Here is a 22,039-nt window from a genome sequence, read left to right on the forward strand (position 1 = left end):
TTATTTTCTCCTAGTATTTTGACGTATTGAAATTATGAATTGATAAAGTAAGTATGCTATTATTATTTTATAAATAAGTGTACTAAAAGTTAAAGTATCATGTCCTGTCATTATTGAAAAAGGATTAATATTATTGCTAAAGCATTTTAAAGTAAAATCATTTGTTATAAACCCATATATAAAATAAATTATTATAGTGCTCAAAAATTTATAAGTTATATTAATATATTTTGAAATTAAAAATTCTAGTACAATAAATATGAATACAAGTATATTTAATACAAATGGTATTATATAATATTCAGTGTTTTCTTGACATAAAAATACTTTTAGATGAGAGTATAGAAAAGTTATAGTTGTTATCCAGTAGAGTGCTAAAACCCAATCTTGAGAGTGTTTTGAAGAAAAATCATGAATTTTAAAAACTATCCATTCTGAAAAACTCTTTGGAAGTTCTTTTGTTAATTCTTCTTCCATTTTTTGCATCTCTTTATGATAGAACTTATTTGCTTCTATAATATTTCCAATGCTATCAAATTCGTGTTTCAATCTTCTAAAAGTATCTCTTGGAGTATATTCAACAGCCAAGTCTGCATTTAAAAAACTAGACAAGTCATTTATTTTTGTATCTGGTATATCTAGCCCATAATAAAACTTTACATTTCTAAAATTTACTGATTTATCAATTATGACCGACTTTAGAGTAGTAGGGCTTTTAGCTAATTCATGTTTTTTTCCAAATATTGAACCTCTAAAATCTATATTTTCTTTAAATACACTATCACTAATATATAGCTCAATAAATTTGCTATTTGTAAAAATTGAAACTTTTTCAAATTTTGAGTTTTGAATTTTTATATCATTTACACTATTACTTTGAAACTCAAATCTATCTTTAAATTCACTGTCTTCAATAATAAATTTATCTATAGTATATTGGTTAAGTATAAACTCTTTATCAAAAACACACTTATTGAACTTTAATCTTTTTGTTGAATTCTCATCAAGAAAATTATTTTGTTCAGTATTAAAAAGTCTATTTTTAAAAATAGCTCTGTCAAATTTTAAATTTTCATTGAATTTACATGTGTAGTCAAATTGAGAGTGATTATAAATTGCTAATTCAGTTGATTTTTCAGGTGTGTAATTTGAAACTGATTTTGTAAATTCACATGTTTGATAAATTACATTATCTTCATTTTCCAAAACTCCATAATCATAAAGTGTCCATCTATCATGAAACTTACAGTCTTGAAAAAAGCACTCTATATTTTTTAAATCCAAACTTGAAAGATAAAATTCACAAGAGTTAAAATGAATTTGACCAAATAGATTTAAAATTTTCAGATAATCAAATGTATCTCGCCCATCTCTTTTAGGAAAGTGAATACAACTTGGGATAAAAATACTCTTTTTTAAAGCCTTATTGTATTCATCATTTTCAAATTTACCACTTTTTAGATAAGTAGCAATTTCATTTTTTGAATATTTATCATCAAACAATTCACTATGCTCAAATACTTGTTCGATTGTATAATTTATAAACTCATTGTAGAAGCTAGACAGTAGCCCAGAATTTCGATCTTTTTGATAATCATTTTTTATACAATGCAAGATACATTTATTATCTACATAGACTTCTCTTTGATATTCGCCATAGCAGTTAATATTGCATTTATTCAACTTGATTTTCCTCTTGCTTAGTGTAAATAAACATCATATCTTTTTGGCATAAAGTTATACATCATTAGATTGTTATTTAATTGTTGCATTTGCATATTATTATTCATATTTTGTATTGAACGATTTACACTATCCCAAGCTGCTTGATTGTTGGCTTGTTCAGCTGCTGCTGCTGCTCTTCTTTGTGCCGCCATTGCTTCCGCTTTTCTTGCTTGAATTAATCTTTGTTCATTTTGTTGTTGTCTTTTGGCTTGTTTTTGTTGTTCAATTTGTGCTAATTTTGCATCAATTTTAGTTTTTAGTTGAGCAATTTTTTCATCTTCTTTACAAATTGATTTGTATTCATCGTTATCCATAAAATCTACTTTTACACTGTCTTTACAAATTTTCTTTTTGTATTTTTCTTTGATGATAAGAGCATTGTTTTGTACTTGTAGAGCAATATTAGCAGCATTCTTTATTTCATTAAAGATTGAATCAGCATTTTGAAAATAACTTTGAGGTAATTGAACTCTTCTAATTATATTTTCGTTTACTATTTCACCACCATTTGTATATCCATTTTTTAGTGAAGCAAAGCCAAATCCATTATTTTTACCCGTTTTATGATCTCTTATGTTAAATTCATATTTTCTATTATCAAATTTATTTTTTGTTAAATCAGCAATTATGTAAGAAAAATTTGGATACACTTTGAGGTATTCAACAACATCATAAAATGGATATGTTCTCATAAAAAGTGATGGAGTTGTTAAAGTAGCTGCAGAACCAAATTCATAAGACATTTGTAATTCTCCATTTTTATCATTCAGCATAGTTCTGACATAATGTCCCAAACTACCATCTTTATTTGAAACACCATTCATTTCCATACCATTTAAAGGATCAAATTGAACAAAATAGTCTGTTGCTATACCTTTATCATAAAATCCTATTTGTTGTAGATTACTTAGCATTGTATTTTCGATTTCTCTACCCAATCCATAAGCATATCCATCTTTACATTCTCCATCCCAATATAAACTATAATACGACTTTTCTGTTTTATCATCATTTGGATTGATGCCTACATATATTTTACAATCTTCTTTTTTATTCTTTGGTTATATCCACTTCATTGGTTTTTTGTAGTCTTTATACTGTACTAAAAATGTATTGTATTCATCCATATATGCTTTTTCATACTTTCCAACTTCTAGTTCATCAACTTTTGGTATTGATGGTTGTCCTGTACAAGCACTAAATAATAATGCTCCACACACCAAGATTCCACTTTGTTTAAGTTTCGTTCGCATGTTCATCCTTTGTCTAACGTTTGACTTGAGAAATAGTTTTGCCCGCTAGGGTAAACTATTTCTCTCCAAGGTTTTGTTATGTGTTGAACTCCAAAACATCTCCGTTTTCAAATATAACTAGTATTTTGTCAAATATCCCAAAATCTTCAACACTTTCAAATGTGTTTTTATAATGTTCAAGATGTTCTTGATTATCAAAATATGTAAACTTATTGTAATAGTTATCAAATAGTGCTAGCCATATTGGCTTTTCAGTATCTTTACATTTGATATTTTTATCATAAATTCTATCATTTACAATATTAAATGTTTGCCCTGATAAATAACAATCTGATATAGTATCAAGTACGGTATTTATATCTCTTGACTTTTTGACTTTACCACCGAAAGGCATTGCTGAACCTGCAATTTTTCTTGTTCCATTTTTTGGCATTGGAAGTATCGATATTTTGAAGCTAACATCATTAATGTTATCTTCTATACTATTGTCTATTTTAAGTGTATCTGCATCAATTAGGGATTTTAAATACTTTTTAAATTTTTTACTAATAGTACTAACTTTGACATAATCATGATGGAAAAATAATAATATTTTTTTATCAGCGTCAATAAGGTGTCCAAACTCTTTGTCTATATTATCTATAAAACTTAAGTATCCATAATCTATAGTTTTTCTATTTTTTAAAACATTTTGATCAATATCTGTAATTTCTACACCAATTTTTTTATCATCAATTTTCAAATAAATATCTGGTGGGTCATCACCTTCTTCAAAATCTACAGTATTAAATAATTTTGAAAAATAAGATTGTAAGCTTTCAGCTACAAATTTTTCAGTACCTTTTAAATTCAATGTTATTCACACCAAACTTCACATTTTTGTTTTCTATTTATATTATATAAAACTGCTGTTGCACAAGCACCCATAGGGCTTCCATCTAAAAATATAACGTACTCACCGCTATCCCATCCTAAACAATACGTTTTTGCTTCAAATTTTTCACCATTTATAATAAATAGCTCATCATTGTGAGCAACTTCAATCTCATATGAATCAGCTGCAAATAAGCTATTAAACATAATAAGAACTAGAAATATAATTTTTTTCATAAGTTACCTTTTATATTGTTTTAAATAGTCACTTTATCACATAACTATTTATTCAACGAACATTATATGCTAAACAGCTTGTTATTTCTTTAATAACCGACACATAAAATGTTAGTTTAAATGATATAAGTATGACAAAATGCAATGTTTTTGTTGTTTATTGGCTAAATTGATTAAAATATTGATGTGCATTTAAAAATATTTTTGGCGTTATTTGAACATTTTGTCTTTTAAATAGCTGAAAAAAGTGTTAAATATACATTGTGTCGTTTAATTTTTAGGAGCTAATGATGAAGAAAAAATTACTTGATATTGTCCGTGATAAGATTAGATTTAAGCATTACAGCATTTCAACAGAGAAAACTTATGTTTTTTGGATTAAGCACTATATCTTTTATCATCAGAAACAACATCCCGTAAATTTGGGCAAAAAAGAGATAGAAGATTTTTTAACTTTTTTGGCAGTGACTAAAAAAGTCTCACCAACTACGCAGAATCAAGCTTTTAGTGCTTTACTTTTTTTATACAGAGAAGTTTTAGATATTGAGATCAGTACATGGAATGTGCAAGCTTTAAGAGCGCAACAGAGAAAGCATATTCCTGTTGTTCTTACTAAAGACGAAGTACAAAATATCATTCTAAATATGAATGGTATTTATCAGCTTATGGTAAAGCTGATGTATGGGTGTGGACTCAGAATGAGTGAAGTGCAAAATATCCGTATAAAAGATATAGATTTTGGATTTGATAAGATTTATGTCTGGGATGGCAAATCTTTAAAAGATAGAACTTTGCCTCTTCCTATGAAAATAAAAGATGAGCTTAAGATTCAAGTTGAAAAAGTGAGAGAACTGCATCAAAAAGATTTAAAAGATGGCTATGGCAGTGTTTATATTCCTTATGCGTTTGAGCGAAAATTTCCAAAAGCTAAATTTGAAACTAAATGGCAATATATTTTTCCTATGAACACAATTGCAACAGACCCTAGAAGCGGTGAGCGAAGACGGCATCATATTTTAGATGCCACTTTAAGTAGAAATATTAAACAAGCGGTTACAAAATCAAATATAGATAAAAGAGTAACCTCGCATATATTTAGACATAGCTACGCAACGCATTTACTTCAAGCTGGCATAGATTTGCGAAGCATTCAAGAACTTTTAGGTCATAAAAGCGTTGAGACAACTATGATATATACTCATGTTGTGAGCGAGATGAACAAGGCTAAACTTATAAGCCCTCTGGATTTCTAGACTTTTTCCCTAGCTTTACAAAAGTTATTCCGATGCCTATGATGACAAATATAGCAGCAATGGTTGCTGCTATAAATGTGGCTGAGACAGGCTCGGCAAGATTAGGCATTTAAAACCTTTGAACATCTTGTACATGTAGCAGTTTCATCTTTTGCTTGGTACTTCCAGCATCTTGGACATTTGGCAGCAGTTGCTTTTTGAATTACAAATATACTTCCATCAACTTCAAATTTTCCAAGTTCAGCAATAACTTCACTGTGTGAAATGCCAGATACTACAAACCAATCTTCAGCTGCTGTTTTATCCATCTCTGCTATCTTTTTTGACTCAGTTACTATGACTAGCTCAAGAGTGTTTTTGATGATTTTCTCTTTTTTAAGTCCATCAACTATCTCATAGAACTTCTCTCTTGCAGCGTACATGTAGTCCGTGTTAAATCCAGACTCTGCAACATCAATATTTTTATGAACAAAATCAAAAATATCCTCTTTGCTCTCTCTTATAACTTCAGGCAGATACTCAACAATCTCATCAGCTGTATAAGTTAGTATAGGAGCGATAAGCGTTAGAAGTGATTTGACAATAAGAGCCATAGCGCTTTGGCTTGATGTTCTTCTTGCATCATCTTTAGCGTCACAGTAAAGTGAGTCTTTTGTGATGTCGATGTAGATTCCACTTAACTCATTTACTATGAAGTTGTTTAAAAGACTCATACCGTTAACAAAGTTATAGTTGCTAAATGATTTATGAACACCATCAAACACGCTTTTTGCTTCGTTTAAGATCCACTTATCTAACTCGCCCATTTTCTCATAAGGAGTTAATGCGTGTAAATCATTGATGTTTGCAAGCATGATTCTAAAAGTATTTCTTAGTTTACGGTAGTTCTCAGCGCTCTGTTTTAGGATACTTTGAGAGATTTTTAGATCTCCTTGATAGTCACTTGAAGCTACCCAAAGACGAAGGATTTCGCTGCCATACTCTTTTAAAACAGTCTCAGGAGCTACAACATTGCCTTTACTCTTAGACATTTTCTCGCCTTTTTCATCGACTGTAAAGCCGTGAGTAAGAACGCCTTTGTATGGTGCTTTGTGCTCAACAGCAGCACTTAAGAACATAGATGACTGGAACCATCCGCGGTGCTGATCGCTTCCCTCAACGTATAAATCTGCTTGAAACTCTCCCGCATCATAGTTGCGAGATTTTAGAACTGAGTACCAAGTTGAGCCACTATCAAACCAAACATCTAAGATATCTGTAACTTTTTCAAGTTCATCAGCACTGTATCCAGCACCAGGGTAGAGGAGCTGTTCTGTTGGCATTGAGTACCAAGCATCACTTCCGTGCATCTCAAAAACCATAGCGGTAAAGTTTAAAACTTTCTCATCAAGAAGAACTTCTCCAGTCGCTTTTACTCTGAAAAATGCGATAGGAACGCCCCAATCTCTCTGTCTTGAAATACACCAATCAGGTCTGTTTGCGACCATTGATTTTAGTCTGTTTCTTCCAGTTTCAGGGAAAAATAGCGTCTTTTCAACTTCACTAAGAGCGATATCTCTTAATGTTTTATCACTTCCGCTTGGTTTTTCATCAACGCTTATAAACCACTGTTTTGTAGCTCTAAAAATAAGAGGAGTGTGGCTTCTCCAGCAGTGTGGGTATGAGTGTTTAAACTTTGAAACATGAACAACGCTCTCTCCCATAAGAGTTATCAAATCTTCATTTGATTTGAAGATATGACGACCTAAAAAATCTTCTGCATTTGGGATTAAACCATCACGAACTATCGTCTCATCATAACATCCAGTCTCATCAACAGGCATAACTACTTCTAAGTCATAAACAAGACCTATGCGGTAGTCATCTTCACCATGCCCTGGTGCTGTGTGAACACATCCAGTACCATTTTCAACAAGTACATGTTCGCCTAAAACTATGCGAGAAGTTCTACCATTTAAAGGATTTAGCGCTAATAGATTTTCAAACTCTTTAGCTTTAAATGTTTGTGCAATATCGCCACTTAAAATTTTGCTCTCATTTAGTGAAGAGAGAAGTTTTTTAGCAACTATGTAACCTGTTGTTGTTAGAATGTACTCCTCTTCAGGGTTTAGTGAGATACCAGTGTTGGCAGGAATAGTCCATGGAGTTGTAGTCCAGATAACTAAAGCTGCTTTTGAGTTTATCGATAATTTTGCCTTTGCTTCATCACTTAACTCAAATGCTATAAATATTGAGTAATCCTCTTTATCTTCATACTCAACTTCAGCTTCTGCAAGTGCAGTTCTCTCAGCCCAAGACCAAAAAACAGGTTTACTGCGTTCTATCAAAAGACCTTTTTTTGCCACATTACAAAGAGTGCGGTAAATGTTTGCTTCAAATTTAAAGTCCATTGTTACATAAGGGTTTTCCCAGTCTGCAATAACGCCTAGTTTTTTGAACTCTTCTCTTTGGATATCTACAAACTCAGCTGCATGAGCACGACAAAGTTCTCTGATTTTTGCTTTTTCAAGAAGCTCTTTTTTCTGTTTTCCGCCGAGTTTCTTCTCAACTTGCTGCTCAATTGGCAGACCATGACAATCCCAGCCTGGAGTAAAACGAACAGACTTACCGCTAAAATAGTTGTGTTTTACAATAATATCTTTTAAAATTTTATTTAGTGCATGTCCTATATGAGTATGTCCATTCGCATATGGAGGACCATCATGAAGAGTAAAACTTTGCGCATTCTTGCGGTTTTTTTTCATTTTTTCATAGATTTTTTTCTCATCCCAAGAAGCATATCTAATCGGCTCATTGTTTATGAGATTGCCTCTCATCTCAAATTTTGTAGTTGGTAAAAGGAGTGTATCTTTATAGTCCATAGTTATTCCAAATAGTAGAAAATTTTTGGATTGTATCTTTATAGGGTTTAAAAGCTACTTTAATCTACTTGTTTGGTGCTATAATTGGCTCAATTAATCTCGCTAAAGGGTCTGAAAAATCATGAAACTACATGTTGTTTTTATCGGTAATAAGTTTATATATAATCTTCCGCTTAGAGAATATATCATAAGAAAAATAGAGCAAAAAGTTGATTTTATACACTCAATTACATTTTTTAAAGAGAGTGATAATTCACTTTTTTTATATTTAGATAAAGAGATAAACTCTCAAAATAGACAAATAATAGTCACAACAAAACAGCACTTCTCAACTATCGGCAAACTTTTATGCACAATTACAAGTGATAATCAGATTTTAAAAGATGAGATGCTCATACCATCAAACTCTTCTGTATATGAAAACGGGAGTTACCTTTTGGAGTATAAAGAGTCTATTACAAATGTACTTCATATGGATGAGATGCAGATGTTTCCTGAAGTACTATTAAGGATAGAAGATTCTAAGGCTACTATACATCTTTTTGAAGAGGATAAAGAGAGTGCTGTTGCAATGCTCTCTCCAATCGCTCAGATGTATGATGTGAAAATTAACATAGTAACTCTTATTGAAGGGTGGCTTAGGGTTGATATTAGAAGTAAAAAATATGGAAATATATCAAAATTTATAGCTTCAGCAAAGCAGTTATTGCCAAACAAATTAATACCATCTTCAAATATCATCGCTTTTATAATAGAGAAATTATCCTCTAGTGGGAAAAAAATTGCTTTTGCAGAGAGTTGCACAGGTGGACTTTTAACTTACTATTTTACAAAAAATAACAACTCATCCAAAATTTTTGATGGCTCTTTAATAACCTACTCAAATGCAATGAAAGAGAATTGGCTTGGAGTGGAGAACAAAACACTTCAGGAGTATGGTGCAGTAAGTAGTGAAGTTGTCTTAGAGATGAGCGATGGAGCTTTAAATGTTAGTAATGCGGATTATGCAATATCAATAAGCGGCATAGCAGGAGAGGGCGGAGGAAGTGAGTATAAACCAGTCGGAACAGTTTATATCGGTATAAGAAGCAAAGAAGCACACCATGAAGAGCGTATAAATTTAAATGGAGATAGAAACTATATCCAGCATCAAAGCGTACTTTTTGCCCTAAAAATGCTACTCCTGATGGACAAAGAGACATTTTTTTAAATTTGCTCTTTTTTGTCTTGACAATTAAAACCTATTTGCCTATAATTTCGTCCTCTAAACGATTAGAGAAAATGTCTTGTTAGCTCAGCTGGTAGAGCATCTCACTTTTAATGAGGTGGCCGATGGTTCGAATCCATCACAGGACACCAGTTTTTTATATGCGCGGTGGTAGTTCAGTTGGTTAGAATACCTGCCTGTCACGCAGGGGGTCGCGGGTTCGAGTCCCGTCCACCGCGCCACGTTTTTGATTTTAAATGGGCGTTTAGCTCAGTTGGTAGAGCGCTACCCTTACAAGGTAGATGTCACAAGTTCGAGTCTTGTAATGCCCACCATTTAAAAACCTTTTGTTTATGAAAGTGACCCTTTCGTCTAGTGGCCAAGGACACTATCACTTCATGGTAGGGACAGAGGTTCAAATCCTTTAGGGGTCGCCATTATTTTTGGTGTTATGTATGTATAAAAAATGGGCGTTTAGCTCAGTTGGTAGAGCGCTACCCTTACAAGGTAGATGTCACAAGTTCGAGTCTTGTAATGCCCACCATTTTTTGATTATATTGCGTTAAATTTCAATTCGCATAGTTTACTATGCTTCATTAAAATTTGCCTTGTCTAATGCAAAAAACAAGTTTTTAAAAACTCTTTTAGAAACAATTATTTAATGCGCGGTGGTAGTTCAGTTGGTTAGAATACCTGCCTGTCACGCAGGGGGTCGCGGGTTCGAGTCCCGTCCACCGCGCCACTACCTTTATTAATTTCAACTTATAAGTTCTAATATCAGATGCAATTTCCACTTAAAATTAACTAGCTAACTTGTTACTCATTTTACAAACGCCAATTCAAATAAAACTTTTAGTTCCTCGTCCATCATACATATCTTTATACCTAAAAGTAATTAGATTTTGCATAATCGCAAAAAGTATCATAAAATTTATAAAACTACTCCCCCCATAACTAAACATAGGAAGTGGTACTCCAACAACTGGAGCGTAACCTATTGTCATAGAGATATTTACCCCCATGTATATAAAAATCATAAAGGCAATAGATATGGTAACTACCTTTATAAAATAGTCACTGCTAAAAATACTTAAACTCATAAGATGTAAAATAAGCATTATATATATTAAAATAATTCCAAGAGCCCCTAAAAAGCCACTTCTCTCAACAAGAAATGCAAAGATAAAATCACTAGTAGCAATAGGCAAAAATCTCATTTGAGTCTGAGTTGCGTCATCTTTTGATTTTCCGCTGAATCCGCCTGAGCCAATTGCTATAATGGATTGTTGAACATGGTAGGATGGCTTCTCGCTAACAAAGTCAAGAACTCTTGTTCTTTGGTAATCATGAAGTAAAAATTTATATGCAATCGGAGAAAAAATCAACATACCTCCAAATAAAAATGCCCATATTTTCCAATGTACTCCAATATAAAACAAAATCCCAAAACCAATAAGTAAAAGAACTAGAGCTGTACCTAAGTCAGGTTCTTTTGCTATTAAAATAAACGGAAGAAGTATATAAAATGCCATTTTAAAAAACTCTTTTAATCTATATCCCTCAGCAGGAGGAGGGCTTTTGTTTATTAGATACGCAAGCATTAAAATAAGAGCAGGTTTTACAAATTCGGAGGGTTGGATTGTGGCATTTATAAATGGAATATCTATCCATCTCTGCGCACCTAGCCTTGCATGGCCAAAGAACTCCACTCCAAGCAAAAGAGTGATACTTAACCAATAAATTAGTGGAATAATCCAGCTCATTCTTCTTATAGGAAGTAAAAAAATAGCTAAAAACGCTAAAAAAGCAACACCAACGTAAGTTGCTTGTTTTTGAGCAAGAGCAGGAACGGCTTCACCAATTAGCCAGTTTGAAGTTATAATAAGAGGTATGATTAATATAATAGAAAAGAGATCAAATTGTGCTAAAATGCGCTTATCAATTCTCCACAAATTTAAAACTCCATAAAATTTTAGAAATTGTATCATAAAGGTTTATAATATGAATGAAACACAAAGTTATATTTGCGAGACTATCGAGCGTCTTGATACATTTTTAACATCGATTTTAGGACAGAGTCGCTCACAAATTGCACAACTAATTAAAAAAGAATTAGTTCAAGTAGATGGTAAAGTTGTCTCAAGAAGCGGAGTCAAATTAAAAAAGAATCAAGTAGTTTTAGTTAAATTTCCTCCAGCAGAGATAAAACCTGCATTAGATATTGATTTTGATGTAGAGATTCTCTATGAAGATGATGATATTTTGGTTATAAATAAACCAACTGGTTTAACAGTTCATCCAGCTCCAAGTGTTAAAGAAGCAACTCTTGTTGATTGGTTGAAACACAAAGGAATGAGACTCTCAAGCTTAAGCGGAGAAGAGAGACATGGAATTGTTCATAGACTTGATAAAGGAACGAGTGGGGCTATGGTTATTGCCAAAAATAACAGCACACATGAGTTTTTATCAGATCAGCTTCAAGATAAAAGTATGGGCAGATACTATCTTGCAGTTATTAATCCGCCTCTAAAAGATGAGCTAACTGAAGTAATCTTTCCAATAGCTAGAAGTTCGCACAACAGATTGAAAATGGCACCTCTTGAGCATGGCAAATATGCAAAAAGCGCTTTTAAAGTTTTGGCTTACTCTAATGATGAAGCAAATCAACTCATAGCATGTAAACTCTATACAGGTAGAACACATCAAATTCGTGTACATTTAGAGAGTTTAAATCGGCATATTGTTGGAGATCACATTTATGCTCAAAGCCCAAAGCAAGAGAAATCGGAACGGATTTTGCTTCATGCGTATATAATATATTTTATTCACCCAAAAAGTAAAGAGAGAGTCTCTTTTGTGGCATCTTTGGATAAAGGGATGCAAGAGTATATAGATAAAAAATTTGATATGGAGAAGATAGATGAAATTATGGACCTTAATAACATTATGCACGGCTTCCATACTAATAATTAGTGGTTGTAGTAGCAATGTACCAGTGCCTAAAAAAGAGGCGGTAATTGATGCAACATTACCAATTGTAGAACTTACAAAAAATGGGACAATAGTTGATTCAGCATCAATTGCTCTTGAATGGAAAGCCATTAATGATCAAAGAGTAGAGGGTGTTTATATTTATAGAGTTTCGCTTGATGAAAATAATAGCAATAAGAATGAGTATTATGACACTGTAAATAGTCGTTTCTCGACTCACTATTTAGATACAAAAATAGAGCCAAACTCTCGATATGCATACTATTTTAAAACATATAGCACAAATGCAGAGTCACAAAAAAGTGAACAAACAATTATTACCTCTCTTCCTCAGCTAGAGTCCGTTATCTGGATTCACAGTACACAAGGGATGCCAAGAAGTGCAAAAATAATCTGGCGTCCACATGCAAATGAGAAAGTCAAAGCATATATTATTCAAAGAAGAACTCTTCAAGAGACTAAATGGAGTGATATTGCAACAGTAAATGGTCGTCTTAATGCAGAGTATATAGATGAAAACTTACAAGATAACTTTACATATAAATATCGTATTCGAGTGCTTACATACGATAACATAATATCTAAACCAAGCCAAGAGGTAAGCGTTATAACAAAAGAGTTGCCTATGGAGGTAATGCAGATAGTTGCTTCTACAGATATACCAAAAAAGATTGAAGTTCATTGGAAAAGCACACAGGTAAGCGATTTTTTAACTTATAGAGTGTATCGATCTGTGAGTATAAATGGAAGTTACGAAATGGTTGCTGAGACAAAAAATAGCTCATATACAGATGAAATTAAAGAGGATGGCAAAGAGTATTTTTACAGAGTGAGTGTTGTAGATAGAGATAAATTAGAGAGCATTAACTCTAATTTTACAGCATTAGGAAGAACTTTAGTCAAGCCTTCCACTCCTTCGCTTGCAGAGGCTATGTTTTTAAACGGGCAAGTTAAATTGTCTTGGGTTAGTTCTGATTCAAGAGCAAAAAGTTATATAGTGCAGAAAAAATTCTCAAAGAGCTTTTTAGAGAGCTCTATTGAGGATTTTCAAAACATCAAAGGAAATCAGTTTTTTGACTCAAATGTTGAGTTTGACAAAACATATTTTTATAAAATTTATGCGGTGGATGCAAATGGCATAAAATCAGAACCAAGTGTGGAAGTAAAGTTAAAAATTGAAGATAAGAGTATGACTCCAAAAGCAGTAGAACCTTTGAGAGTTAATCAAAGAGTAGAGCAAAATAGAGTTGAACAAAATAGAGTTGAAGTGCCAAGATCTGTTGCACCCCAACCAGCAGTAATAGAAGAAGTAATTATACCAATGAAAGATTTTAACTAAAACGAGAATTAATGCCACATTTACATATTGCAGAGTTTAAAGAGGTGGAGATACCTTCATCTAAAGATGGTGTCTCTTTTAATTTTATAGCAAAAAATTCATCACATCAGGAGGAGAAATTAATCTCTATAACTGTGGATGAAGATGAATTTTTCCTCTTAGCGATAGATGAGAATAGTAAAAAACTCCTAAAGAGTGATAAGCTTACAAGACCGCCATCCATCTTTAATGTCCATAAAGCTCTGCTCTCATACGCAAGTGCTACATGTATGAATATTATTTCATCGAATGTGCCTCAAAATCAAAAAAATATTCATTTAAGAGAAGTTAAAGCGCTAAAAGATATAAATTACTTTGCAACTACGTTTCCAAAAAAGGAGAAGATTTGTATAGAAGTGGGTTTTGGTTCAGGTCGTCATCTGCTTCATCAAGCGCAAAATAATCCTAATATTCTCTACATAGGTATTGAGATACATACTCCATCAATTGAGCAACTCTTAAAACAAATCAGTATAAAAAATATTGAAAATATTTTAGTTTTAAATTATGACGCAAGACTTTTTATGGAGTTAGTTCCATCAAATAAGATAGATAAAATTTATGTTCATTTTCCAGTACCATGGGATAAAAAACCTCATAGAAGAGTAATATCTACGGCATTTATAGAAGAAGCGAGACGTATTTTAAATATTGGTGGAACATTAGAACTTAGAACAGACAGTGAAAACTACTATGCCTACTCTTATGAGACTTTTATCGCATTTGAAAAAACCACACTTCATATAAATAAAAATAGAGATATTGCCATAACTAGCAAATATGAAGATAGATGGAAGAGAATGCAAAAAAACTTCTATGATGTAACTATGATAAATAGCGAGGAGTCTCCAGAACTATCTTTAGAGGGTGATTTTAATTTTTCACATGTAAAATTAAATACGCAAGAAGTTATCAATCTTTATAAAAAAACTCAAAAATTTGATAGTGGCTTTATAAATTTTGAAAGAAGTTACTTCCTAGATGATGGGGCTATGTTACGTGTATCTATGGGAAATTTTGATAAACCTGAGCATCTTTATGTGATAGTAAAGGAAAATAAAGCCTACTACTATCCAAAAACACCGCTTAGATCAAAGAGCAATCTTATGGCGCATAAACTTTTAAATGGGGTGCTTTGTGAATAAAGTAATAATAGCTAAAGATCTCTCGTTGGCATATTCAAACAATGAAACTATTATAAACAAGGCAAATTTTTCTATAAGCTCTGCTGATTTTGTCTTTATTACAGGTGCAAGTGGAAGCGGAAAATCTACACTTTTAAAGTCTCTATTTGGAGCACTTAAATTAAAACATGGCTCTTTAGTGGTTGGTGGCGTGGAGTTAAGCAATGTCTCTCGCTCAAAATTAAATTTTTTAAGAAGACATATAGGGATAGTTTTTCAAGACTATAAACTTGTTAAAGAGTGGAGTATTGATAAAAATATAATGCTCCCGCTTTTAATAAATGGATATGTAAAGGGCGTTGCTCAAAATCAGGTCGATAAACTTTTAAAACATGTAAGATTAAATCATCAAACAGGAAAATATCCGCTAGAACTTAGTGGCGGTGAGCAGCAAAGAGTTGCAATGGCAAGAGCACTCGCACATAATCCTATACTAATCTTAGCTGATGAGCCAACTGGTAATCTTGATGAGTACTCTTCTGGGCTTATTTGGAACCTTTTAGAGGGCGCAAATGAACAGTTGAAGACAACAGTGATTGTTGTCACTCATAATATCCCAAAAACTTTGAATGTAAATTATAAACATTTTCATATTGAATATGGGAGTATTCATGAAGTCTGTTAAAAATCATCTCTCTTTAGTAATAGCTCTCTTGAGCATACTATTTTCTATGCAGGTTTTCTTTATTGTTGATCGCGCTATTGATGCCTATAAAATCACTCTTTCAAAAAACTACTCAGTCATCGCTGTAAGTAAAAAAGAGTTAAGTTCTGATGAGTTTAAAAAGATAAATAATATTATCTCAAATATTAAAGAGATATCTCCAGATTCTGTTATAAAGAGATTAAGCAGTGATATGAAGAGCACTAATGTAGAGCTTTTAAAACTAACTCTTCCCAAGTTTTATAAACTCTCACTAGAGTATTATCCCTCACCTGCGGAGGTGAAAAAACTAAGAGATGATTTGCTTGAGAATAGCTCCATAACTAAAGTAGAAGATTTTTCTCATAATCATGATACGGTTTATAAACTTCTGCTTCTATTTAAAAATGTTGTCTCTCTTTTTTCTATTGTTGTTTTGATTGTAACAGTTCTTCTTATATTTAAAGAACTCAGAATTTGGCAGTATAAGCATAATGAGAGAATGAGCATAATGGGGCTTTTTGGTGCTGCTTTGTGGCTGCGCTCAGCTGTGCTATTTAGGCTCTCAATTGTAGATGCGTTGATTGCTAGTATTGTATCAATAGGAGCTTTTGTCTATCTCTCCTCTTACCCGTGGATAATAGAGCAATTCAGAAGTATCGGTATAGAAGTTGTTATTTTTAATCCAATAGATGATTCATTAGTTATTATAGGAGTCGCTATGTCGATTTCTATAGTTTTAGCATCACTGATTGTTTTGGGACATAAAGAAGAGGCATGACAAAATTATTTGTACTTTTTTACCTTATCCATTCATTAGTAGATGCAAAAACAAATGTTGATACTAAAATAGAAAAAACAAGTTCTGAAATAGGCTCTTATGCAAAAACACAAGAGGCGATTAGTAAAAAAATGGATGAGACTGCACAAGCCATTATGCAGCATGAAAAAGAGATAAAAGCTCAACAGGAGTCTCTTAAGAGGCTAAAAGAAGAGCTAGCAGAAAAAGAGAGCACTCATAATGAGAATGTAAAAGAGATTAAAGAGTTAAAGAGATCACAAGATGGACTGAAGCAAAATGGAAATGAGCTAGAAGAGGAGTTGGTTTTTACAATTGCTCAAAGTGTTACGCTCTCCATTGTTTTAGAAGAGGAGTTTAGTGCTTCGCAAGATTCATTGATAGAGTATGAAGTCCTAGAGAGTATGTTACGCAGTGCAAAAGTGAAAATAAAAGAGTTGAATGATAAATTCCATGAAAACTCTAAAAATATAGAGGTACTAAATAAACATGTAAGCACGCTAGAAGCTGCAATTGCTTCAATCGATTCAAAAAAACGAGAGGTAGAGAGAACTCAAGCGGCGAATATTGTCTCACTCAAAGAGCTAAAAATTGCAAGAGAGTCATATAAAGATGAGTTAAAAGATATTTTAAATAAACAAGATTCACTTAAAAAAACGTTAGCACAACTTAATATTATAAAAATAGATGAACTAAAAAAAGCAGAGGAGGAGGCTCAGAGGAAAGAGGCTTTTAGTGAGAAACCAACAGCTCCTAGCAGTGGCGATTTACCGCAAGTTAAAAGTGTAGGAAGCAGTTATCAAGCTGCTAAAACTAAACTTTATGTTGGAGAAAAAACTATCCCGCCATTTGAACCGTATAAAATTACAAAAAAGTATGGGAATTATACCGACCCTATTTATGGTATTAAAGTTTTTAACGAGTCTATATCGCTAAAACCAGCACAAGAGAATGAAAAAGTAAGAACAGTTTTCAATGGAAAGGTAATATATGCGGATAAAACTCCAGTTTTAAATAATATTGTAATTATTGAGCATGATGATGGTATTCACACTATTTATGCAAATCTTTCTCAAATTGCACCAGATATTGAAAAAGGGAAAAAAGTCAAAAAGGGCTATACAATAGGCAGAGTAAGTGATGAGCTGATTTTTGAAGTTACGCAAAAATCATTTCATATAAATCCAAGTAGCTTGTTTCAATGATGCTTGAACACTTTTTTATTCTCTATTAATTTTGATATAATTTCAAAAAAATTTTAGGTAGAAAAATATGAACTTTATTCAAACCCGTGGATGTGACGCAACTAAAGTAAAAAGTGTAACATTCTCAGAAGCTATCTTAAACCCAATCGCCTCTTTTGGAGGTCTTTATGTGCCTGAGGCTTTGCCCTCTTTAGGAGAGGCTTTTTTAAAGAAACATTTAAACTCTTCATATAAAGAGTTGGCATCTGACATGTTAAGCCGTTTTGAGATAGATATTGATAAACATGTAATTGACGAAGCGCTAAACCTTTATGATAGGTTTGATAATCCAAAAAATCCAGTCCCTGTCGTAAGAGTGAAAGAGAATCTATATGTAAGCGAACTCTATCATGGTCCAACACGTGCTTTTAAAGATATGGCTCTACAACCTTTTGGAGTCGTATTATCTTCTATTGCGCAAAAAAGAGATGAGCACTATCTTATTTTGGCGGCAACTAGTGGCGATACAGGTCCAGCTGCACTAGAGACTTTTAAAAACAGAGCAAATGTTCAAGTTGCATGTCTCTATCCTGATGGCGGAACAAGTGATGTTCAAAGACTACAAATGGTTACAGAAGATGCAAAAAATCTAAAAGTAATTGGAATAAATGGCGTTTTTGATGATGCGCAAAATGCACTAAAGAGACTTTTGGCTTCAGATGATTTTAAATCAGCTCTAAAGAAAAAAAACATTCTTCTCTCGGCTGCAAACTCTGTAAACTTTGGGCGTATTATTTTTCAAATAATTTACCATATTCATAGCTATTTAGAGCTTGTCCGTCAAGGTGCTATTCTTATGGGTGAGAAGGTTTACTTAAATGTTCCAAGTGGAAATTTTGGAAATGCACTTGGTGCTTACTATGCTTGGAAAATGGGACTTGGGGTTGAAAAAATCATAATATCTTCAAATGAAAATAATGTTCTTACGAAACTTATTAAAACTGGAAAATATGATTTAAGAGACTTACATGTAGTAAGTACAACTTCTCCAGCGATGGATATATTAAAATCTTCAAATGTTGAGAGAATTTTATTTGATATGTTTGGTTTTGAGAGAACAAAGGAGTTGATGCAAGACTTGGAGTCAAAGAATTTTTATGAGTTAAATGCAGATGAGCTTAGCAAACTTCAAGAGAGCTTTGATGCTGATTTTTGTAACGGCGATGAGGGTAAAAAATATATAAAAGATACATTTTATAATAATGGTTATCTTATGGATCCCCATACTGCCACATGTTTAAAATCTTACGAGACTTGTTCAAATCCTAAAATAAAAACAATTGCTTACTCAACAGCAGAGTGGACTAAGTTTTCTCCAGTAATAGCTAATGCGCTAACTGGGGAAGTTGATGCACAGGATATTATAGCACTTGAATCAATCTCTAAAGAGGCAAAGCTTGAAATTCCTGCTATGGTAAAAGCTCTTTTTACAAAGCCGATTGTTCAAAAAGTGGTTATTGAAAAAGAAGATATAGAAAAAGAGATATTGAAGTTTATATAATTAAACTTTTCTTTATTAGAAAGCAGGGCTTCTTTTGCAACTTGTAACAGAGACTATTTGTCAAAAAAATAGAGATAGTTTTGATGATTTTTATGCCATCTACTCTCTCTCTTTCCCGCATAGTGAACAAAAATCAAAAGAAGAGCTTTTGATGATGCTTCACTCGACTAACTACACGATTTTTATATCTAAAATAGAAACTCAAGTAGTAGGTTTTTGTATAATTTTTCATTCTGAGAAAAGTTCATTTTATCTTTTAGAATATATGGCTATTGATGGAACTAAAAGGGGCTTGGGGATAGGCTCAAAGCTTTTTTCTCACGTTACTATGCAAATCTTTAGCAAATATGGTATCAAACCTATACTCATAGAGATAGATTCACCCAAAGAGAGAAGTGATGAGCAAGAACAAAGAGAGAAGCGAGAGCAGTTTTATAAAAAGTTAGGATGCAGAAAAATTGACTCCTTTGATTATATTTTGGCAATAAACAATAATCAAATCACACCTTCTATGGAGCTTTTAGTATATCATGAGGATATGCAAAATATTTTAAAATCACAACTTCAAGAGTGGCTTGAAGAGATATATACGCTGGTTTATGGATGCGCTAAAGATGACAAACGAATCGATAAAATGCTCTCTCATGCACCACAAATTTTAAATCTTATTTAGGAGAATAAATGGAACTTTTTTTTAATGAAGAGTATGCTATATCTTGAACATTTTAAATTTTATTGATAAAGTAAATTTTCAAATAGCGTAAAAGTGTAATTAAAGTTCAGTTGCCCTTTTATAAGCTCTCTCAACAGCGCTTATACATGCTGCTCTTACATTTCCATCTTCTAATGCTCCATAACCTGCTGCGGTCGTACCTCCAGGGCTCATAACACCATCTTTTAGAAGTGCAGGATGAATATCTTGAATTAGTTCTCCAAAACCTGCAAATAAACCACGCATAACTACCATTGCATCGGCTCTTTTCATCCCTTGTTTAACTGCCCCGTCTGCAAGCGATTCAGCGATAAGCGCTAAGTATGCAGGTCCGCTTCCAGCAAGTCCTGTTGCAATATCTAGCTCTTTTTCACTTCCTAGCCAAAGAGTTGTGCCTATAGCTCCAAGAAGCTCCTGTGCTTCAGTCTTAAACTCTTCATCCCCAGTAAGCGTTGTCATAGACATCCCAACACTAGCGGCTAAGTTTGGCATAGCACGAATTAGTGCATGTGGATGTAAATTTTGTCTTAATTTTTGGAGTGAAGTTCCTGCTAAAACAGAGTATATTACTCTAGCTTTACCATTAATTCTAGTAGCAACTTCTTCAACATTTGCAGGTTTTACACAAAATATTACAGTTTTATCTTCAACACTAAAATCATCCATAAGAGCTTTTTCTATATCAACTCCAAGCTCTTTTTCAAACTTTTCCAATTTTTCTAAATTTCTTCCAACTACTTCAATCTTATAACTATTTTTTAAACCTTTTGCAATGCTAAGAGCCATATTGCCATTACCAATAAAAGTTATAGTTTTCATAAAAATGCCTTAATTTTTTTATGGTAGTATAACATCATCACAAAAATTATCCAAGGATGATTAAAAAGGCAAAGAGATGGAAAAATTTTTACAAGAAGCAAAATCTGCAAGTAGGGTTTTATCACTCTTAAGCGGTGCTAAAAAAAACAGAGTCTTAAAAGAGATGGCTAATGCTCTAAGAGTAAATAAGGCAGACCTTATAGACGCAAATGCTCTTGATATGGCAGATGGTAAGAAAAATAGCCTCTCCTTGGCATTGATGGATAGACTTCTTTTGGATGAAGTTCGTATTGAAGCTATGGCTGTAGCGATTGAAGAGATAGCTGCATTAAAAGAGCCAGTCGGGCGGGTGCTTGATGGCTGGGTAACTGAGGCTGGACTAAAGATTGAAAAGGTCTCTATCCCTATTGGAGTTATTGGGATTATTTATGAATCTCGCCCAAATGTTACAAGTGATACGGCTGCACTTTGCTTTAAGAGTTCAAATGTATGTGTGTTAAAAGGTGGAAAAGAGGCTCAAAACTCAAATGAAGCCATAGCAAAAGTTCTTCAAGCTACACTAGAGAAAAATTCTCTGCCAAAATCTCTAATCTCTCTTGTTCCTGATTCATCAAGAGAGGGCGTTGCTAAGCTAATTAAGATGGATAAATATGTAGATTTAATAATCCCTCGTGGCGGAGAAGGGCTTATAAAATATGTATGTGATAATGCAACTGTAAGCGTAGTAAAGCACGATAAAGGGCAATGTCATACATACATAGATAAAGAAGCAATCCTTGAGGATGCGATAAAGATTGCAATAAATGCAAAAACGCAAAGACCTGGAGTTTGTAATGCAATGGAGACACTTTTGGTTGATAGTGCCATAGCAAAAAGCGCGCTTCCACTTATTAAGGCAGAGTTTGATAAAGCAAACACAAAATTAAAAGGTTGTTTAAAAACTCAAGAGATTATAGATGTAGAGAGCGTAACGGAGGAAGATTATGATACGGAGTATTTGGATAATATCTTAAATATGAGAGTTGTAGATGGAGTTGAAGAGGCGATAGAGCATATTGTAAGATTTGGCTCAGGTCATTCAGAGGCTATTGTGACTCAAAATGTAACAACAGCTGAAAAATTTCTAAACTCTATAGATGCGGCTGCTGTGTATCTTAATGCATCAACACGCTTTACAGATGGTGGATCATTTGGTTTTGGAGCAGAGGTCGGAATTAGTACAAATAAGCTTCATGCAAGGGGTCCAATGGGGATAGAGGGACTCACAACATATAAATATAAAATTTATGGAAGTGGGCAAACAAGATAGGATTTTTTTAGAGTTAAAGATATTTTGTTGATACAAATCAACACATAAAG

Annotated in this window: 20 protein-coding genes and 6 tRNA genes; 17 read left to right on the forward strand and 9 right to left on the reverse strand. The window is 33.0% G+C overall.

Features of this window, described 5'->3' with window-relative positions; genetic code table 11:
* The 5 genes from SUDEN_RS11010 to SUDEN_RS04070 all read right to left on the reverse strand — a co-directional run bounded on the left by SUDEN_RS11010 (position 1) and on the right by SUDEN_RS04070 (position 4,088).
* Complete coding sequence (locus tag SUDEN_RS11010; protein WP_011372407.1) at positions 1–1,683, reverse strand: hypothetical protein; 1,683 nt, start codon at positions 1,681–1,683, stop codon at positions 1–3.
* Between the two features lie 17 nt (positions 1,684–1,700).
* Complete coding sequence (locus SUDEN_RS04055) at positions 1,701–2,663, reverse strand: hypothetical protein (protein WP_011372408.1); 963 nt, start codon at positions 2,661–2,663, stop codon at positions 1,701–1,703.
* A 123-nt stretch (positions 2,664–2,786) separates the two neighbouring features.
* A complete protein-coding gene (locus SUDEN_RS04060) occupies positions 2,787–2,978 on the reverse strand; it encodes a hypothetical protein (RefSeq protein ID WP_041672196.1) in 192 nt (63 codons plus the stop codon).
* Positions 2,979–3,054: 76 nt separating this feature from the next.
* On the reverse strand, positions 3,055–3,831 hold the full coding sequence (locus SUDEN_RS04065; protein WP_011372409.1) for a hypothetical protein: 777 nt from the start codon (positions 3,829–3,831) through the stop codon (positions 3,055–3,057).
* A 2-nt stretch (positions 3,832–3,833) separates the two neighbouring features.
* Positions 3,834–4,088, reverse strand: coding sequence for a hypothetical protein (locus SUDEN_RS04070; RefSeq protein WP_011372410.1), 255 nt, complete (start codon positions 4,086–4,088; stop codon positions 3,834–3,836).
* 290 nt (positions 4,089–4,378) lie between these two features.
* Here SUDEN_RS04070 and SUDEN_RS04075 point away from each other — a divergent pair, with 290 nt between their 5' ends.
* Entirely contained in the window at positions 4,379–5,341 is a 963-nt protein-coding gene (locus tag SUDEN_RS04075) for an integron integrase (RefSeq protein ID WP_011372411.1), read from the forward strand.
* Here the strand turns inward: SUDEN_RS04075 and SUDEN_RS11540 are convergent.
* Both SUDEN_RS11540 and ileS read right to left on the reverse strand, forming a co-directional pair.
* Positions 5,319–5,450, reverse strand: coding sequence for a hypothetical protein (locus SUDEN_RS11540; RefSeq protein WP_274378251.1), 132 nt, complete (start codon positions 5,448–5,450; stop codon positions 5,319–5,321). The two genes, SUDEN_RS04075 and SUDEN_RS11540, sit on opposite strands and share 23 nt — an antisense overlap.
* A complete protein-coding gene (gene ileS / locus SUDEN_RS04080; protein WP_011372412.1) occupies positions 5,443–8,202 on the reverse strand; it encodes an isoleucine--tRNA ligase in 2,760 nt (919 codons plus the stop codon). The genes SUDEN_RS11540 and ileS overlap by 8 nt, the downstream gene beginning before the upstream one ends.
* A gap of 121 nt (positions 8,203–8,323) precedes the next feature.
* Between ileS and SUDEN_RS04085 the strand changes: the two genes are divergently transcribed.
* The 7 genes from SUDEN_RS04085 (at position 8,324) to SUDEN_RS04115 (ending at position 10,151) form a co-directional block, all read left to right on the forward strand.
* On the forward strand, positions 8,324–9,412 hold the full coding sequence (locus SUDEN_RS04085; protein WP_011372413.1) for a CinA family protein: 1,089 nt from the start codon (positions 8,324–8,326) through the stop codon (positions 9,410–9,412).
* A 73-nt stretch (positions 9,413–9,485) separates the two neighbouring features.
* Positions 9,486–9,561: transfer RNA gene (locus SUDEN_RS04090), tRNA-Lys, on the forward strand.
* 13 nt (positions 9,562–9,574) lie between these two features.
* Positions 9,575–9,651 (forward strand) — tRNA-Asp (locus SUDEN_RS04095).
* A gap of 17 nt (positions 9,652–9,668) precedes the next feature.
* Positions 9,669–9,744, forward strand: a tRNA-Val gene (locus tag SUDEN_RS04100).
* Between the two features lie 26 nt (positions 9,745–9,770).
* Positions 9,771–9,846, forward strand: a tRNA-Glu gene (locus tag SUDEN_RS04105).
* Between the two features lie 31 nt (positions 9,847–9,877).
* Positions 9,878–9,953, forward strand: a tRNA-Val gene (locus SUDEN_RS04110).
* Between the two features lie 121 nt (positions 9,954–10,074).
* A tRNA-Asp gene (locus SUDEN_RS04115) sits at positions 10,075–10,151 on the forward strand.
* 97 nt (positions 10,152–10,248) lie between these two features.
* Here the strand turns inward: SUDEN_RS04115 and SUDEN_RS04120 are convergent.
* Entirely contained in the window at positions 10,249–11,361 is a 1,113-nt protein-coding gene (locus tag SUDEN_RS04120; RefSeq protein ID WP_041672197.1) for an FtsW/RodA/SpoVE family cell cycle protein, read from the reverse strand.
* A gap of 49 nt (positions 11,362–11,410) precedes the next feature.
* Here SUDEN_RS04120 and SUDEN_RS04125 point away from each other — a divergent pair, with 49 nt between their 5' ends.
* From SUDEN_RS04125 to SUDEN_RS04160, 8 genes are all read left to right on the forward strand, one after another.
* Positions 11,411–12,382: an RluA family pseudouridine synthase gene (locus SUDEN_RS04125; protein ID WP_011372415.1), complete on the forward strand. Its 972-nt coding sequence runs from the start codon at positions 11,411–11,413 to the stop codon at positions 12,380–12,382.
* The gene (locus SUDEN_RS04130) at positions 12,330–13,739 is read left to right on the forward strand and encodes a fibronectin type III domain-containing protein (RefSeq protein WP_148153525.1); all 1,410 of its coding nucleotides are present in this window, start codon (positions 12,330–12,332) and stop codon (positions 13,737–13,739) included. The genes SUDEN_RS04125 and SUDEN_RS04130 overlap by 53 nt, the downstream gene beginning before the upstream one ends.
* A gap of 11 nt (positions 13,740–13,750) precedes the next feature.
* Positions 13,751–14,923 carry a tRNA (guanosine(46)-N7)-methyltransferase TrmB gene (gene trmB / locus SUDEN_RS04135; RefSeq protein ID WP_011372417.1) on the forward strand — a complete coding sequence of 391 codons (1,173 nt, stop codon included), beginning with the start codon at positions 13,751–13,753 and terminating at the stop codon, positions 14,921–14,923.
* Positions 14,916–15,587 (forward strand): cell division ATP-binding protein FtsE, encoded by a 672-nt coding sequence (locus SUDEN_RS04140; protein ID WP_011372418.1) that lies wholly within the window; start codon positions 14,916–14,918, stop codon positions 15,585–15,587. The genes trmB and SUDEN_RS04140 overlap by 8 nt, the downstream gene beginning before the upstream one ends.
* On the forward strand, positions 15,574–16,386 hold the full coding sequence (locus SUDEN_RS04145) for a cell division protein FtsX (protein WP_011372419.1): 813 nt from the start codon (positions 15,574–15,576) through the stop codon (positions 16,384–16,386). The genes SUDEN_RS04140 and SUDEN_RS04145 overlap by 14 nt, the downstream gene beginning before the upstream one ends.
* Positions 16,383–17,609, forward strand: coding sequence for a murein hydrolase activator EnvC family protein (locus tag SUDEN_RS04150; protein WP_011372420.1), 1,227 nt, complete (start codon positions 16,383–16,385; stop codon positions 17,607–17,609). The genes SUDEN_RS04145 and SUDEN_RS04150 overlap by 4 nt, the downstream gene beginning before the upstream one ends.
* A 67-nt stretch (positions 17,610–17,676) precedes the next feature.
* The gene (thrC, locus tag SUDEN_RS04155; protein WP_011372421.1) at positions 17,677–19,149 is read left to right on the forward strand and encodes a threonine synthase; all 1,473 of its coding nucleotides are present in this window, start codon (positions 17,677–17,679) and stop codon (positions 19,147–19,149) included.
* A gap of 34 nt (positions 19,150–19,183) precedes the next feature.
* Positions 19,184–19,822 (forward strand): GNAT family N-acetyltransferase, encoded by a 639-nt coding sequence (locus SUDEN_RS04160; protein WP_011372422.1) that lies wholly within the window; start codon positions 19,184–19,186, stop codon positions 19,820–19,822.
* 99 nt (positions 19,823–19,921) lie between these two features.
* Here SUDEN_RS04160 and SUDEN_RS04165 read toward each other — a convergent pair whose 3' ends face one another.
* Positions 19,922–20,680, reverse strand: a complete 759-nt coding sequence (locus SUDEN_RS04165; RefSeq protein ID WP_011372423.1) for a pyrroline-5-carboxylate reductase — start codon at positions 20,678–20,680, stop codon at positions 19,922–19,924.
* 76 nt (positions 20,681–20,756) lie between these two features.
* Between SUDEN_RS04165 and SUDEN_RS04170 the strand changes: the two genes are divergently transcribed.
* Positions 20,757–21,989, forward strand: a complete 1,233-nt coding sequence (locus tag SUDEN_RS04170; RefSeq protein ID WP_011372424.1) for a glutamate-5-semialdehyde dehydrogenase — start codon at positions 20,757–20,759, stop codon at positions 21,987–21,989.
* The last annotated feature ends 50 nt before the right edge of the window (positions 21,990–22,039 follow it).

Source organism: Sulfurimonas denitrificans DSM 1251, from assembly GCF_000012965.1.
Classification (GTDB): domain Bacteria; phylum Campylobacterota; class Campylobacteria; order Campylobacterales; family Sulfurimonadaceae; genus Sulfurimonas; species Sulfurimonas denitrificans.

Bases quoted from the DNA above. Each gene is read 5' to 3' on its own strand.
- SUDEN_RS04170 (WP_011372424.1), top strand. From the start codon at position 20,757: ATGGAAAAATTTTTACAAGAAGCAAAATCTGCAAGTAGGGTTTTATCA.
- SUDEN_RS04060 (WP_041672196.1), bottom strand. From the start codon at position 2,978: ATGCGAACGAAACTTAAACAAAGTGGAATCTTGGTGTGTGGAGCATTA.
- SUDEN_RS11540 (WP_274378251.1), bottom strand. From the start codon at position 5,450: ATGCCTAATCTTGCCGAGCCTGTCTCAGCCACATTTATAGCAGCAACC.
- SUDEN_RS04085 (WP_011372413.1), top strand. From the start codon at position 8,324: ATGAAACTACATGTTGTTTTTATCGGTAATAAGTTTATATATAATCTT.
- SUDEN_RS04070 (WP_011372410.1), bottom strand. From the start codon at position 4,088: ATGAAAAAAATTATATTTCTAGTTCTTATTATGTTTAATAGCTTATTT.
- SUDEN_RS04145 (WP_011372419.1), top strand. From the start codon at position 15,574: ATGAAGTCTGTTAAAAATCATCTCTCTTTAGTAATAGCTCTCTTGAGC.
- SUDEN_RS04075 (WP_011372411.1), top strand. From the start codon at position 4,379: ATGAAGAAAAAATTACTTGATATTGTCCGTGATAAGATTAGATTTAAG.
- ileS (WP_011372412.1), bottom strand. From the start codon at position 8,202: ATGGACTATAAAGATACACTCCTTTTACCAACTACAAAATTTGAGATG.
- SUDEN_RS04125 (WP_011372415.1), top strand. From the start codon at position 11,411: ATGAATGAAACACAAAGTTATATTTGCGAGACTATCGAGCGTCTTGAT.
- thrC (WP_011372421.1), top strand. From the start codon at position 17,677: ATGAACTTTATTCAAACCCGTGGATGTGACGCAACTAAAGTAAAAAGT.
- SUDEN_RS04150 (WP_011372420.1), top strand. From the start codon at position 16,383: ATGACAAAATTATTTGTACTTTTTTACCTTATCCATTCATTAGTAGAT.
- trmB (WP_011372417.1), top strand. From the start codon at position 13,751: ATGCCACATTTACATATTGCAGAGTTTAAAGAGGTGGAGATACCTTCA.
- SUDEN_RS04130 (WP_148153525.1), top strand. From the start codon at position 12,330: ATGAAATTATGGACCTTAATAACATTATGCACGGCTTCCATACTAATA.
- SUDEN_RS04165 (WP_011372423.1), bottom strand. From the start codon at position 20,680: ATGAAAACTATAACTTTTATTGGTAATGGCAATATGGCTCTTAGCATT.